Annotated in this window: 11 protein-coding genes; all 11 read left to right on the top strand. The window is 73.9% G+C overall.

Going from position 1 to position 13600, the window contains the following annotated elements; all coding sequences use genetic code 11:
* Nucleotides 1-44 precede the first annotated feature (44 nt).
* Nucleotides 45-1613: a UDP-N-acetylmuramoyl-L-alanyl-D-glutamate--2,6-diaminopimelate ligase gene (locus AMA02S_RS26825; protein ID WP_067462882.1), complete on the top strand. Its 1569-nt coding sequence runs from the start codon at nucleotides 45-47 to the stop codon at nucleotides 1611-1613.
* Entirely contained in the window at nucleotides 1610-3004 is a 1395-nt protein-coding gene (locus AMA02S_RS26820; protein ID WP_067462879.1) for a UDP-N-acetylmuramoyl-tripeptide--D-alanyl-D-alanine ligase, read from the top strand. The genes AMA02S_RS26825 and AMA02S_RS26820 overlap by 4 nt, the downstream gene beginning before the upstream one ends.
* The gene (gene mraY, locus AMA02S_RS26815; RefSeq protein ID WP_067462876.1) at nucleotides 3001-4062 is read left to right on the top strand and encodes a phospho-N-acetylmuramoyl-pentapeptide-transferase; all 1062 of its coding nucleotides are present in this window, start codon (nucleotides 3001-3003) and stop codon (nucleotides 4060-4062) included. Before AMA02S_RS26820 ends, mraY begins: the two co-directional genes overlap by 4 nt.
* Complete coding sequence (gene murD / locus AMA02S_RS26810; RefSeq protein WP_067462873.1) at nucleotides 4044-5465, top strand: UDP-N-acetylmuramoyl-L-alanine--D-glutamate ligase; 1422 nt, start codon at nucleotides 4044-4046, stop codon at nucleotides 5463-5465. The genes mraY and murD overlap by 19 nt, the downstream gene beginning before the upstream one ends.
* A gap of 2 nt (nucleotides 5466-5467) precedes the next feature.
* Complete coding sequence (ftsW, locus tag AMA02S_RS26805; protein ID WP_067462870.1) at nucleotides 5468-6724, top strand: putative lipid II flippase FtsW; 1257 nt, start codon at nucleotides 5468-5470, stop codon at nucleotides 6722-6724.
* A gap of 103 nt (nucleotides 6725-6827) precedes the next feature.
* Entirely contained in the window at nucleotides 6828-7931 is a 1104-nt protein-coding gene (gene murG / locus AMA02S_RS26800; RefSeq protein WP_067462867.1) for an undecaprenyldiphospho-muramoylpentapeptide beta-N-acetylglucosaminyltransferase, read from the top strand.
* On the top strand, nucleotides 7928-9349 hold the full coding sequence (gene murC / locus AMA02S_RS26795; RefSeq protein ID WP_067462864.1) for a UDP-N-acetylmuramate--L-alanine ligase: 1422 nt from the start codon (nucleotides 7928-7930) through the stop codon (nucleotides 9347-9349). The genes murG and murC overlap by 4 nt, the downstream gene beginning before the upstream one ends.
* Before the next feature lie 75 nt (nucleotides 9350-9424).
* On the top strand, nucleotides 9425-10180 hold the full coding sequence (locus AMA02S_RS26790) for a cell division protein FtsQ/DivIB (RefSeq protein ID WP_067462861.1): 756 nt from the start codon (nucleotides 9425-9427) through the stop codon (nucleotides 10178-10180).
* Nucleotides 10181-10610: 430 nt separating this feature from the next.
* Nucleotides 10611-12068 carry a cell division protein FtsZ gene (ftsZ, locus tag AMA02S_RS26785; RefSeq protein ID WP_067462857.1) on the top strand — a complete coding sequence of 486 codons (1458 nt, stop codon included), beginning with the start codon at nucleotides 10611-10613 and terminating at the stop codon, nucleotides 12066-12068.
* On the top strand, nucleotides 12065-12808 hold the full coding sequence (gene pgeF, locus AMA02S_RS26780) for a peptidoglycan editing factor PgeF (protein WP_245667848.1): 744 nt from the start codon (nucleotides 12065-12067) through the stop codon (nucleotides 12806-12808). The genes ftsZ and pgeF overlap by 4 nt, the downstream gene beginning before the upstream one ends.
* 31 nt (nucleotides 12809-12839) lie before the next feature.
* Nucleotides 12840-13574 carry a YggS family pyridoxal phosphate-dependent enzyme gene (locus tag AMA02S_RS26775; protein ID WP_067462854.1) on the top strand — a complete coding sequence of 245 codons (735 nt, stop codon included), beginning with the start codon at nucleotides 12840-12842 and terminating at the stop codon, nucleotides 13572-13574.
* Nucleotides 13575-13600: the final 26 nt, after the last annotated feature.

Genomic DNA, 13600 nt, shown 5'->3' with positions numbered 1-13600 from the left:
CCGTGTCCCCGCAGTCCCGTTCCGCTCGCAACGAAAGAAACGCCATGCGTCCCACCACCAATCCGGCCCGTCCGCTGACCGGGCTCGCGGCGCTTCTCGGCATCGAGCGGGGCGACTGGGGCGACATCTGGGCCGACATCGCCGCGACCGGGATCACGCACGACTCGCGCGCGGTGATGCCCGGCGACCTGTACGCCGCGCTTCCCGGCGCGCGCACACACGGCGCCCAGTTCTCCGCCCAGGCCGCCGAGGCCGGCGCGGTCGCAGTCCTCACCGACCCGGACGGATACGACCAGGCGGTCGCCACCGGGCTGCCGGTGCTCGCCGTGGCGAACGTCCGCGCCCGTCTCGGCGAGGCGGCCGCGTGGGTGTACGGCGAGCCCGCGCGCGACCTGCTGCTCATCGGCGCGACGGGTACGAGCGGCAAGACCACCACCGTGTTCCTGCTGGAGGCGGGACTGCGCGCCGCCGGGATCGAGACGGGCCTCGTCGGCGGTGTCGAGATCCGCGTCGGCGGCTCCCGCGTCCAGAGCTCGCTGACCACCCCCGAGGCCACCGACCTGCACGCGCTGTTCGCGATGATGCGCGAGCGCGGCGTCGGCGCCGCCGCGATGGAGGTCTCCAGCCACGCGCTCGCGCAGGGACGCGTCGGCGGCGCCCACTACGACGTCGCGATCTTCACGAACCTGTCCCAGGACCACCTGGACTACCACCCCACCATGGAGGACTACTTCGCCGCCAAGGCGAAGCTGTTCACGCCCGAGTACTCGCGGGTGGGCGTGGTCAACCTCGACGACCACTACGGCCGCAGGCTGCTGGCGACCGCCACCATCCCGACCACGACCTTCTCGGCGACCGGCGACCCGGCGGCCGACTGGCGTGCCGAGGACGTGCGGATCGGCGCCGATGGGAGCGTCTTCCGCGTGGTCGGGCCGGGCGGGATCGAGGCCGACGCCGCCGTCCAGCTCGCCGGGCCGTTCAACATCGCCAACGCGCTCGCGGCGATCGTCGCGCTGGTGGAGGCGGGCATCCCGCTGCCCGCCGCGGTGCGCGGGGTCGGCTCGCTGCCGGGCGTGCCCGGCCGGCTGGAGCGGGTGGACGAGGGCCAGGAGTTCGTCGCGCTCGTCGACTACTCCCACAAGCCCGGCGCGGTCGAGGCCGTCCTGACCGCGCTGCGCCGCGTCACCGAGGGCAGCCTCATGGTGGTGCTCGGCTGCGGCGGCGACCGCGACCGCGGCAAGCGCCCGCTGATGGGTGAGGCCGCGGCCCGTCTCGCCGACATGGCGTACTTCACCAACGACAACCCGAGGTCGGAGGACCCGCTCGCGATCCTCGCCGCTATGGTCGAGGGCGGGTTGAAGGTGCCGCAGGCGCAGCGGGCCCACATCGTCGTCGAGCCCGACCGTGCCGCCGCCATCGCGCTGGCCGCCGGCCGGGCCCGCCGCGGCGACGTGCTGGTCATCGCCGGCAAGGGGCACGAGCAGGGCCAGTACGCAGCGGGTGAGGTGCAGCCGTTCGACGACCGCGAGGTCCTCCGCGAGGCGCTGCGCCGGCACGGCCGGCACACCGGCCGTCAGGACAAGGGAACAAGAGGGGACGGGACGCAAGCGTGATCCCACTTCCGCTATCGACGATCGCGGAGATCACCGGGGGCTCCCTCCACGGGCCTCCCGGCGCCGTGGTGAGCGGTCCCGTGGTCATCGACTCCCGGGCGGCAGGGCCCGGGGCGTTGTTCGCGGCGCTGAAGGGCGAGCGGACGGACGGGCACGCGTTCGTCTCCGGCGCGCTCGCCGCGGGCGCCGCCGGGGTGCTCGCGCAGCGCCCGGTGGACGGCCCGGCCGTGGTGGTCGACGACGTCCAGGAGGCGCTCGGGCGGCTGGCCCGCGGCGTCCTGGAGCGGCTGCCGGACGTCACGGTCGCCGCGGTCACCGGCTCGGCCGGCAAGACCTCCACCAAGGACCTCATCGCGCAGGTCGTGTCCCGTGCCGGCCCCACCGTGTGGCCGCCCGGGTCGTTCAACAACGAGATCGGGCTACCGCTCACCGTGCTGCGCGCCGACGAGGGCACCCGGCACCTGGTGCTGGAGATGGGCGCCCGCGGCATCGGCCACATCGCCTACCTGACCGGGATCGCCCGCCCGGACATCGGCGTCGTGCTGAACGTCGGCACCGCCCACGTCGGGGAGTTCGGCAGCCGGGAGAACATCGCCCTGGCCAAGGGAGAACTCGTGGAGGCCGTCCCGGCGGGCGGCACCGCCGTCCTCAACGCCGACGACCCCCTGGTGGCGGCCATGGCGCCTCGGACCGCGGGCGAGGTCGTCACCTTCGGCCGCTCGCCCGGCGCGACCGTCCGCGCCGAGGACGAGACGCTCGACGGGCAGGGCCGCGCACGGTTCACCCTCGTCACGCCCGAGGGCAGGGCGCCGGTCGCGCTGCGCCTGTACGGGGCGCACGCCGTCCCGAACGCGCTGGCCGCGGCTGCGGCGGCCCGCGCGGCGGGCCTCGCGCCGGACACGGTCGCGGCGGCGCTGTCGGAAGCCGGGCCGGTGAGCCGCTGGCGGATGGAGGTCACCGAGCGCGACGACGGCGTGACCGTCGTCAACGACGCCTACAACGCCAATCCCGACTCGACCCGCGCCGCGCTGGACACCCTCGGCCACCTCGCCCGCGGCCGGCGCGCGTTCGCGGTGCTGGGGGAGATGGCCGAACTGGGCGCCGTGTCTGTGGCGGAACATGCCAAGATCGGGCAGCATGTCGCGCGCAGCGGGTTCGCCGGACTCATCGTCGTCGGCGCGAACGCGGCGCCGATGGCCGAAGGGGCCGGGCAGGTGGCGTCATGGACGGGAGAGTGCGTACAGGTGGATGACGTCGGCGCGGCCGTGACCGCGCTCAGCGAGCGGCTCCGGCCGCGGGACGTCGTGCTGGTGAAGGGCTCCCGCGTGGCCGGCCTCGAACGGGTGGCCGAGGCGATCCTCGACGGCCGCGCCGGGGAGGCCGCCCGATGACCAACATCATCATCGCCGCCGGGGTGGCGCTGATCTTCGTCATGGTCGGCACCCCAGTCTGGATCCGGATCGTCAACCGGCTGGGGTACGGCCAGATGATCCGGGACGAGGGCCCCGAGGCGCACCTCACCAAGCGCGGCACCCCCACGATGGGCGGGACGGTCTTCATCGTCGGCTCGCTCGTCGGCTACGCGGCGGCGCATCTGTTCACCGGGAACGCGCCGACGGTCTCGGGAATCCTCGTGCTGTTCCTGATGACGGGCCTCGGCCTCGTCGGGTTCGTGGACGACTACATCAAGGTGTTCAAGCAGCGCAGCCTCGGCCTGCGCAGCGGCGCCAAGATGATCGGCATCATCCTCGTCGGCGTGGTCTTCGCGGTCGCGTCGCTGAACTTCCCCAACGGCTACGACATCACCCCCGCGGACCCCCACCTGTCCTTCCTGCGCGACTTCGGCCCCTCGATCGGCCCCTACCTGTTCGTGGTGTGGGCGCTGCTGCTCATCGCCGCCATGTCCAACGGCGTGAATCTGACCGACGGCCTGGACGGCCTCGCGGCGGGGCCGGCCGGCATGGTGCTGGCGGCGTACGTGATCATTGGCAACTGGCAGCTGCGCAACAGCTGCTACGACTTCGCCCTCGCCCCCAACTGCTACAGCGTCCGCGACCCCCTGGACCTCGCGGTGGTCGCCGCGGCCGTGCTCGGCGGCGTGTTCGGCTTCCTGTGGTGGAACGCCCCGCCCGCCAAGATCTTCATGGGCGACACCGGGTCGCTGGCCCTCGGCGGCGTACTGGTCGGCCTCGCGATCCTCACCCGCACCCAGTTCCTGCTCGCCATCCTCTGCGGGCTGATCGTGATGATCACCCTGTCGGTGATGATCCAGGTCGGCGGGTTCAAGCTGACCGGCAAGCGCGTGTTCAAGATGGCGCCGCTGCAGCACCACTTCGAACTGTCCGGCTGGGCCGAGACCACGATCGTCGTGCGCTTCTGGCTGATGTCGGCGCTGTTCGTCGCGATCGGCATCGGCCTGTTCTACCTGGAATGGATGCCCAAGAAGTGACCACCAGTCCCTGGGACGGCCTGAACGTCTGCGTGGCCGGGCTCGGCGTGTCGGGCCGTGCCGCCGCCCGCGTGCTCGCGGCGCGCGGCGCCCGCGTCACCATCGTGGAGGCCCGCGACGACGACGAGTGGCGGCGGCACGCCGCCGACCTCACCGGCCGAGGCGTCACCGTCCGGCTGGGCGACGGCGAGGCGCTGCCGGCGGGCACCGGCCTGGTCGTGACCTCGCCCGGCTGGCGCCCGGACGCGCCGCTGCTCGCCGCGGCCGCCGCCGCCGGAATCGAGATCGTCGGCGAGGTCGAGCTGGCATGGCGGCTCCGCCCGGCCGAGGGGGCGGCGCCCTGGCTGGCCATCACCGGGACCGACGGCAAGACCACCGTCGTGCGGATGCTGGCGTGCATGCTCGCCGCGGCGGGGCACAAGGCCCTCGCGGTCGGCAACGTGGGGACGCCGATCGTGGAGGCCGTCACCGAGCCGAACGACGTGCTGGCCGTGGAGCTGTCCAGCTACCAGCTCCACTGGTCGAGTTCCCTCGCCCCGGCCGCGGCGACCGTACTGAACATCGCGCCCGACCACCTCGACTGGCACGGCTCCATGGACGCCTATGTCGCCGCGAAGGCCAAGATCTTCGCGCCGGGCACGGTCGCGGTCTACAACGCCGACGACGCGACGTCCACCGCGCTGGCCGAGACCGCGGAGGGCGTGGCGCGCCGGGCCGGCTTCACCCTGCGGGTACCGCGGCCCGGTGAACTGGGTGTCGTCGAGGACCTGCTGGTCGACCGGGCGTTCACCGCCGACCCGGCGCACGAGGCCGCCGAGCTGGCCGCGGTCGACGACGTCCGCCCGTTCGCGCCGCACAATGTCGCCAACGCGCTGGCGGCGGCGGGCCTGGCACGGGCGTTCGGGGTGCCGCCCGAGGCCGTCCGGGAGGGGCTCCGGGACTTCGTGCCCGACCCGCACCGCATCCAGCACGTCGCGGACGTCGCGGGCGTGACCTACATCAACGACTCCAAGGCGACGCAGCCGCACGCCGCCGCCGCGTCCCTGGCGGCCTACGAGCCGGTGGTGTGGATCGCGGGCGGCCTGCTCAAGGGCCTGGACGTCGACGATCTGGTGCGCTCCTGCGCCGGGCGGCTGCGGGGCGTGGTGCTGATGGGACGCGACCGGCACCGGATCGCCGCGGCACTCGCGCGACACGCCCCGGATGTCCCGGTCGTGGACGTCGCCGACACCGACACTGGGGCCATGGACCGCGTCGTCACCGAAGCCGCCGGGCTCGCCCGCCCCGGCGACACCGTGCTGCTCGCCCCCGTCGGGGCGTCCTTCGACATGTTCGCCAACTACCCGGCCCGCGGGGACGCCTTCATCGCGGCCGTCGAGCGGCTCGCCGGGGACGCGCGGTAGCGATGACCGCGGTACCGGCGCAAGAGGAGGGCGGCGGACGTTCGGGGCCGCGCGAGCAGGTGGCCGCCGCCGTCGGCCTGCTCGACCGTCCCCTCACCTCCTACTACCTGGTGCTGGGCTGCTCGGTGATGCTGCTGGCGCTCGGCCTGACCATGGTCCTGTCGGCCTCCAGCGTCAAGCAGCTCCAGGAGACCGGCTCGGCGTACACGCTGTTCCAGAAGCAGGCGATCTGGATGGCGATCGGACTGCCCGGGATGTGGCTGGCGTCCCGCCTGCCCGTCAGGACGTTCCGGGCGCTGGCGTACCCGCTGCTGCTGCTCTCGGTCGTCGCGCTGGCGCTGGTGCTGATCCCCGGCCTCGGACGCAGCGCCGGCGGCGCGACCCGCTGGATCAGCTTCGGGCCCTTCCAGCTCCAGCCGTCCGAGCCCGCCAAACTCGGCCTGGTGCTGTGGGGCGCGGACCTGCTGGCCCGCAAGGAGCGGCTCGGGCAGCTCACCGAGTGGCGGCCGCTGCTCGTCCCGCTGCTGCCCGGCGCGGGCCTGCTCGTGCTGCTGGTGATGCTCGGCAACGACCTCGGAACCACGCTGGTCCTGCTGACGATCTTCCTGGCGCTGCTGTGGGTCGTCGGCGCGCCCGGGCGGCTGTTCCTCGGCATCGCCGGGCTCGTCTGCCTGCTGGTGTCGATCCTCATCGTCGTCGAGCCGTACCGGATGCAGCGGCTCACCGGCTTCCTGGACCCGTCGGGCAACCAGCTCACCAGCAACTACCAGGGCATCCAAGGGCTGTTCGCGGTCGCCTCCGGCGGCCTTTTCGGCACCGGCCTCGGGGAGGGGCGCGCCAAATGGGACTACCTGCCGCACGCCGAGACCGACTTCATCTTCGCGATCGTGGGGGAGGAGTTCGGGCTGGTCGGCACGCTCGTCGTGCTCGGCCTGTTCGGGTTGCTCGCCTATGCCGGGCTGCGGATCGCCCGGCGCGTCAAGGACCCGTTCACCCGGCTGGCCGCCGCGGGCGCCACGGCCTGGCTGGTGGTGCAGGCCATCGTCAACATCGGCGCGGTGATCGGCGTGCTGCCGATCACCGGGATCCCGCTGCCGCTGGTGTCCTACGGCGGTTCGGCGCTGATCCCGACGCTTCTCGCGCTGGGGATGCTGCTCGCGTTCGCGAAACGCGAGCCCGGTGCGCGGCAGGCACTCTCCGCACGGGGTCCCGGACCGGTCGTAAGGGCTCTAAGCTGGCTGGGCCTGGCGCGGCGTTGAACCCCCTCCGGGGTGCCGGCGGATCCGGCGCCCGCGAACGCCGTCCCGCGCCGCGGGGCGCGGCACCTGACAAGTCGAACACGCTGAGGAGTTGTCAACGAGCATGAGGGTTGTCCTGGCCGGCGGCGGCACCGCCGGACACATCGAGCCCGCGCTGGCCCTCGCCGACGCGCTGCGCCGCAACGACCCGAACGTCGGGATCACCTGCCTCGGGACCGAGCGGGGCCTGGAGACCCGGCTCGTTCCGCAGCGGGGCTACGAGCTCGCCCTGATCCCCCCGGTGCCGCTGCCGCGCACGCTGACCCCGCAACTGCTGTCGGTCCCCGGCCGGCTGCGCGGCGCCATCAACGCGGCGGCCTCCGTCCTCGACCAGGCCGGGGCCGACGTCCTGGTCGGCTTCGGCGGCTACGTCGCCACCCCCGGCTACCTCGCCGCGCGCAAGCGCAAGGTGCCGATCATCGTGCACGAGGCCAATCCCAAGCCCGGCCTCGCCAACAAGCTCGGCGCCCGCTTCACCGACCACGTCGCGGTCTCGCACTCCGACTCGCCGCTGCCGAACGCCACGTTCGTCGGCATCCCGCTGCGCCGCGAGATCGCCGCCCTCGACCGGCTGGCCATGGGCGACAAGGCCCGGTCCTACTTCGGTCTGCTGCCCGACCTGCCCACGCTGCTGATCTTCGGTGGCTCGCAGGGCGCCCGGTCCCTGAACCAGGCCGCGGTGGCCGCGGCGCCGTACTTCCGGCAGGCGGGCATCCAGGTCCTGCACATCGTCGGGCCGAAGAACACCGAGGAGCCCGAGGCGGCCGCCGGTGGTCCCCAGTACGTCACCATCCCCTACTGCGACCGGATGGACCTCGCCTACGCCGCCGCGGACATGGCGATGTGCCGGGCCGGCGCGATGACCTGTGCCGAGCTCGCCGCCGTCGCCCTTCCGGCGGTGTACGTGCCGCTCCCGATCGGCAACGGCGAGCAGAAACTCAACGCCGAGCCGATCGTCGCGGCGGGCGGCGGGATGCTGGTCGACAACGCCGAGCTGTCGCCCGACTGGATCGCGCACAACCTGTTGCCCGTCCTCGCCGACCCGGGCCGGGTCGCGCACATGTCGGAGGCGGCCGGGCGGATGGGCCGGCGGGACGCCGACGTGGCGCTGGCGAAGATGGTGTACGACGTCGTGGGTGCCGCCGGCGCGGCCGGCGCCGCCCGATGAGCCTGATCAGCCCCGGTGAGATCGTCCCGGCCGGCGACCTCGGCCGGGTGCACTTCATCGCCATCGGAGGCGCCGGGATGTCCGGCATCGCGCGGATCATGCTGCGCCGCGGGATCGCCGTGTCGGGCAGCGACGCCCGCGACTCCGAGCTGCTCGGCCAGCTCGGCGACCTCGGCGCCAAGGTCTTCGTCGGGCACGACGCCGCGCACGTCGGCGACGCCGACACGGTGGTGGTCTCCACCGCCATCCGCGAGACCAACCCCGAGCTGGTCGCCGCCCGCGAGCGCGGGCTGCGGGTCCTGCACCGCTCCGCCGCGCTCGCCGCGCTGATGGCGGGACGCCGGGCCGTCGCGGTCGCCGGCACGCACGGTAAGACGACGACGACCTCGATGCTGACGGTCGCGCTCCAGCACGCCGGGGCGGACCCGTCCTACTGCATCGGCGGGCAGCTCGTCACCACCGGGCTCGGTGCCGACGAGGGCCGGGGCGAGGTGTTCGTCGCCGAGGCGGACGAGAGCGACGGCTCGTTCCTGATGTACAGCCCGCACATCGCGGTCGTCACCAACGTCGAGGCCGACCACCTCGACAACTACGGCGGATTCGAGATGGTGAAGGAGAACTTCGCCCGGTTCGTGGAACGTATCGAGCCGGGCGGCGCGCTGGTCGCGGGCGCCGACGACCCGGTCGCGATGGAGCTGACCGGGCAGGCGCGGGCACGCGGGCTCACCGTGCTCACGTACGGGGAGGCGGAGTCCGCCGACCTGCGGGTCACCGGCTTCACCCCGCGCGGTCTCGGCTCACGCTTCGCGATCGAGGGCGTCGGCGAGGTCGCGCTGGCGGTCCCGGGCCGTCACAACGCGCTGAACGCCACCGCGGTGGTCGCCGTCGCTCAGGCCCTGCACCTGGACGAGGAGGCCGTCCGGGTGGGGCTCGCCACATTCGGCGGGGCGATGCGGCGGCTGGAGCCCAAGGGCGCGGCGGGCGGGGTCGAGGTGTTCGACAGCTACGCCCATCACCCGACCGAGCTGACCGCCGACCTGGAGGCCACCCGCGACTACCTCGGCGAGAAGGCGTCGGCCGGCGGGGAGCGGGGACGCATCATCGCGGTGTTCCAGCCGCATCTGTACAGTCGCACCCGGTTCTTCGCGGCGGAGTTCGGCGCGGCGCTCGGGCTGGCCGACGTCGCGGTCGTCCTGGACGTGTACGGCGCGCGCGAGGACCCCGAGCCCGGCGTGACCGGCGCGCTGGTCGCCGACGCCGTCCCGCCCGGTACGCGGGCGGTGTACGTGCCCCTCCGGGACGAGGTGCCCCCTGTCGTGGCGGACCTGGCCAGGCCCGGCGACGTGGTCATCACGCTGGGCGCCGGCGACGTTACCCGGCTCGGACCGAAGATCTTGGAGCGCCTCACCAGAGCGTGACGTGCGGTGGAGGCGCAACACGCCGTGGCGTCCGCTATGGGCGGCCTTCGGGCGGATCACTGTCAAGCTGGGGTCATGACCGAGGCCGGGACCAGCCGGCGGGGGACCGCCGCCCCGCCCGGCGACCCTGCCGAGCCCGGGCGGCGGCGCCGTCCGAGCCGGTGGAAGGCGGCCTTCGTCGCCCTGCTGGTGCTGGGCGTGTTCGGCGCGGTGACGTGGGTGCTGCTCGGCTCGCGGCTGCTCGTGGTGCGCCACGTCGAGGTGGCCGGCACGGATCTCGCGCCGAGCGACCGGGTCGTCGCGGCGGCCGGCATCCGGCTCGGCGTGCCGATGGTGCGGCTCGACACGGGCGAGGTGCGGGCGCGGGTCGAGGGCTTGCGGGAGGTGGAGTCCGCGGAGGTCGAGCGGCACTGGCCGGCCACCGTTCGGATCACCGTGCGCGAGCGCGTCCCGGTGGCCGTCCTGTTCCGCGCCGGGCGCTACCACCAGATCGACCGGTACGGCGTGACCGTCGCCGACGGCCCGGCCCGGCCGGCGGGGCTCCCGACGCTGACCGTCGCCTCGGCCGGTCCGTCCGACCCGGCGACCCTCGCGGCCCTGACCGTGCTCACCGCTCTTCCCGAGCGTCTCCGGACGAGGTTGACGGATGTGACGGCGACCGGACCCGGCGATGTCACCCTTCACCTGGCCGGCGGCCCGACGGTGGTGTGGGGGCCCGCGGAACGGGCACAGGAGAAGCTCCGGCTGTTCGAGGCGCTGCGGCGTACCGCGGCGGGACGCTCGGCGCGCACCATCGACGTGAGTTCACCCGAGGTCGTCACGACTCAGTGAACCCGGCCCGCGGTTCGGGGCAGGTGCGTGTGTCGGGGCGATTCCGGCGGTCCGATGGGGCACGCTGGAAGCGACGGGCCGGAAGGGCGCGCGTCGCGCGGACGAGGAAAGGCGGGCGGCACCATGGACGGCAGACGTTCCTCGGTCAACCAGGGCAACCAGGGCGACCCGGGCTCAGTGCGACACGCCGGTGGAGTTCGGGGGAGGTTAGTTGACCCTGGCGGTAAGGCCGCCCTACTGTCCGTATCAGTCCTCAGGTTGACATAACTGTAAGCCTCAAGTTGAGGGTGAGGGTTTCTGGAGGGCGGCCCGGCGTATCGGCCGGTATCGTCCCCGGCCCCGCCAGAAATGCACACAGGTCAGGAACACCGCGACGGCACGGTCGGCAGACCGGGCAGGGCGGTCGGATAGAGCGGAAAGGCCCCTCGTCGTGGCAGCACCGCAGAATTACCTCGCGGTCATCAAGGTCGTCGGAATCGGCGGCGGCGGCGTCAACGCCGTCAACCGGATGATCGAAGAGGGACTCAAGGGCGTCGAGTTCATCGCGATCAACACGGACGCCCAGGCGCTGCTGATGAGTGACGCCGACGTCAAACTGGACGTGGGCCGCGAGCTCACCCGGGGCCTCGGCGCCGGAGCGAACCCCGACGTCGGCCGCAAGGCGGCCGAGGACCACCGGGAGGAGATCGAGGAGGTCCTCAAGGGCGCCGACATGGTGTTCGTCACCGCGGGGGAGGGCGGCGGCACCGGCACCGGCGGCGCGCCCGTGGTCGCCAACATCGCGCGCTCGCTCGGGGCGCTGACGATCGGCGTGGTCACCCGCCCGTTCAGCTTCGAGGGCAAGCGCCGCGCGATGCAGGCCGAGGCCGGCATCGAGACGCTGCGCGACGAGGTCGACACCCTCATCGTCATCCCCAACGACCGGCTGCTGTCGATCTCCGACCGGCAGGTCAGCGTGCTGGACGCCTTTAAAGCGGCCGACCAGGTGCTGCTGTCCGGTGTCCAGGGCATCACCGACCTGATCACCACCCCGGGTCTGATCAACCTGGACTTCGCCGACGTCAAGTCCGTCATGTCCGGTGCCGGGTCGGCGCTGATGGGCATCGGCTCCGCACGCGGCGACGACCGCAGCGTCGCGGCGGCCGAGATGGCGATCTCCAGCCCGCTGCTGGAGGCCAGCATCGACGGCGCGCACGGCGTGCTGCTGTCCATCTCCGGCGGCTCCGACCTCGGTCTGTTCGAGATCAACGAGGCGGCGCAGCTCGTCTCCAACGCCGCCGCCCCCGACGCCAACATCATCTTCGGCGCGGTCATCGACGACGCCCTCGGCGACGAGGTCCGGGTCACCGTGATCGCGGCGGGCTTCGACGAGGGGCGCCCGGCCAAGCCGACCCCCGAGCCGGAGGCCCGCAGGCTGCCACCGCCGCCGCGGCCGGCACCGCCGCCCCCTGCCACGCCGCACAACCCGATCCCGAGCCGGGTCGGCCGGTCCGACGCGCCGAGCGCGCAGCAGCCCGTCCCGCCGCAGCAGTCGGTGGCGCAGGCCGCCGCCGCGCCGCACGCGTCCGCTCCCTCGCCGCCGCGCCCCGAGCCCGAGCGTCCCCGGCCGCCCGTGAACGACGAGCGGGTCGCCGCCGCCGTGCAGAACGAGCCCGCCCGCGCCGAGCCTCCGCCCGCGCCCGCCCCCACCGGCCCGTCCATCGACCGGGACGGCCCGTCCGGCGAGCCCGGTTCCCGGGCGCCCGCGCCGCGTCCGGCCGCCGAGCCCACCCCCTCCCGCGTGCACGCCGGGGAGAACGACGGCGGCCCGGCCGCCACCGGGCAGCGCCGCCGCCCGGTGGTGTTCGACGAGGACGACGACCTCGACGTCCCCGACTTCCTGAAGTGATCCGGCACGACGCGATCACCACCGTCGCCCTGGGCGACGGCGCCGGCGCCGGGTTCACCGGCCGCGCCGGCGGCGTGAGCACCGCCCCCTACGACTCCCTCAACCTCGGCGGCGCGGTCGGCGACGACCCGGCGGCCGTCCGCGCCAACCGGCGGCACGCCGCCGCGGCCCTCGGCATCGACCCCGACCGCACCGTCTGGATGCGGCAGGTGCACAGCGCCGACGTCGCCTTCGTCACCGCCCCGGCCCTCCCCGACCCCGTCGACGCGGTCGTCACGACCGTCCCCGGACTCGTCCTCGCCGTCCTGGTCGCCGACTGCGCGCCCGTCCTGCTGGCCGACACCGCCGCGGGTGTCGTCGGCGCCGCGCACTCGGGCCGCCCCGGCACCGCCGCCGGGGTCGTCCCGGCGCTGCTGAAGGAGATGTGCGCGCGAGGCGCCGACCCCACCCGGACGCGCGCCGCGATCGGGCCCGCCGCGTGCGGCGGCTGCTACGAGGTCCCCGACGAGATGCGCGACGAGGTGGCCGCGGTGGTGCCCGCCGCCTACGCCACCACCTCCAAGGGCACCGCCGGTCTCGACATCCGCGCCGGGATCGTGGCGCAACTCGCCGCCGGTGGCGTCCGCGATGTCCGAATTGACCCCCGCTGCACCATCGAGACCCGCGGTTTGTTCTCCTACCGCCGCGAGGGCCGCACCGGCCGCTTCGCCGGATACGTCTGGCTCAAGGACGCTGCATGACCCCGCACGCGCTCCCGGCCGGGGAGAGCCGATGACCAGCGCACTCCCGTCGTCGGACGAGCGCCGCGCCGAACTGGCCGAGGGCCTCACCGAGGTCCGCGCCCGTATCGCCGCCGCGTGCGCCGCAGCCGGGCGGGACACCGGCGAGGTCACGCTGATCGCGGTGACCAAGACCTTCCCCGCGTCCGATGTGCGGCTGCTGGCCGGACTCGGTCTCACCGACGTCGGCGAGAACCGCGACCAGGAGGCCCGGCCGAAGGCCGCCGCGTGCGCCGATCTTCCGTTGACCTGGCATTTCGTCGGGCGGCTCCAGACCAACAAGGCCCGCGCCGTCGCCGGGTACGCCGATGTCGTCCACTCGGTCGACCGGTCCCGGCTGGTCACCGCGCTCTCGGAGGCCGCCGGACGCACCGGGCGCACCCTGCGCTGCCTCGTCCAGGTCTCGCTGGACGAGGACGTGCCGCAGGAGGGGCCGGGACGCGGCGGAGCGGCCCCGTCCGACGTGCCGCGCCTCGCCGACGAGATCGCGGGCGCCGCGAACCTGGAGTTCGGCGGGCTGATGGCGGTCGCGCCGCTCGGCGCCGACCCGCGGCCCGCCTTCGCCCGGCTCGCCGAAGTCGCCGTCGGGATCCGCCGGGCGCACCCGTCTGCGACCGTGCTGTCGGCCGGGATGAGCGGCGATCTGGAGCAGGCCGTCGCGTGCGGCGCGACACATCTGCGGGTCGGTACGGCGTTGCTCGGAGGTCGACGGGCAATCGTCAGGTAATGTCCCCCCAGTGGTACCTGCCGGAA

The sequence above is a fragment of the Actinomadura macra NBRC 14102 genome, from assembly GCF_001552215.1.
GTDB classification, from domain to species: domain Bacteria; phylum Actinomycetota; class Actinomycetes; order Streptosporangiales; family Streptosporangiaceae; genus Spirillospora; species Spirillospora macra.
The sequence above is the reverse complement of the archived record's forward strand: the minus strand, read 5'-3'. Positions and strand labels throughout refer to the sequence as shown.

Excerpts from the sequence above, each read along its gene's own strand:
- ftsW (WP_067462870.1), top strand. The coding sequence starts at position 5,468 with ATGACCGCGGTACCGGCGCAAGAGGAGGGCGGCGGACGTTCGGGGCCG.
- AMA02S_RS26790 (WP_067462861.1), top strand. The coding sequence starts at position 9,425 with ATGACCGAGGCCGGGACCAGCCGGCGGGGGACCGCCGCCCCGCCCGGC.
- AMA02S_RS26825 (WP_067462882.1), top strand. The coding sequence starts at position 45 with ATGCGTCCCACCACCAATCCGGCCCGTCCGCTGACCGGGCTCGCGGCG.
- murG (WP_067462867.1), top strand. The coding sequence starts at position 6,828 with ATGAGGGTTGTCCTGGCCGGCGGCGGCACCGCCGGACACATCGAGCCC.
- murD (WP_067462873.1), top strand. The coding sequence starts at position 4,044 with ATGGATGCCCAAGAAGTGACCACCAGTCCCTGGGACGGCCTGAACGTC.
- murC (WP_067462864.1), top strand. The coding sequence starts at position 7,928 with ATGAGCCTGATCAGCCCCGGTGAGATCGTCCCGGCCGGCGACCTCGGC.
- AMA02S_RS26775 (WP_067462854.1), top strand. The coding sequence starts at position 12,840 with ATGACCAGCGCACTCCCGTCGTCGGACGAGCGCCGCGCCGAACTGGCC.
- mraY (WP_067462876.1), top strand. The coding sequence starts at position 3,001 with ATGACCAACATCATCATCGCCGCCGGGGTGGCGCTGATCTTCGTCATG.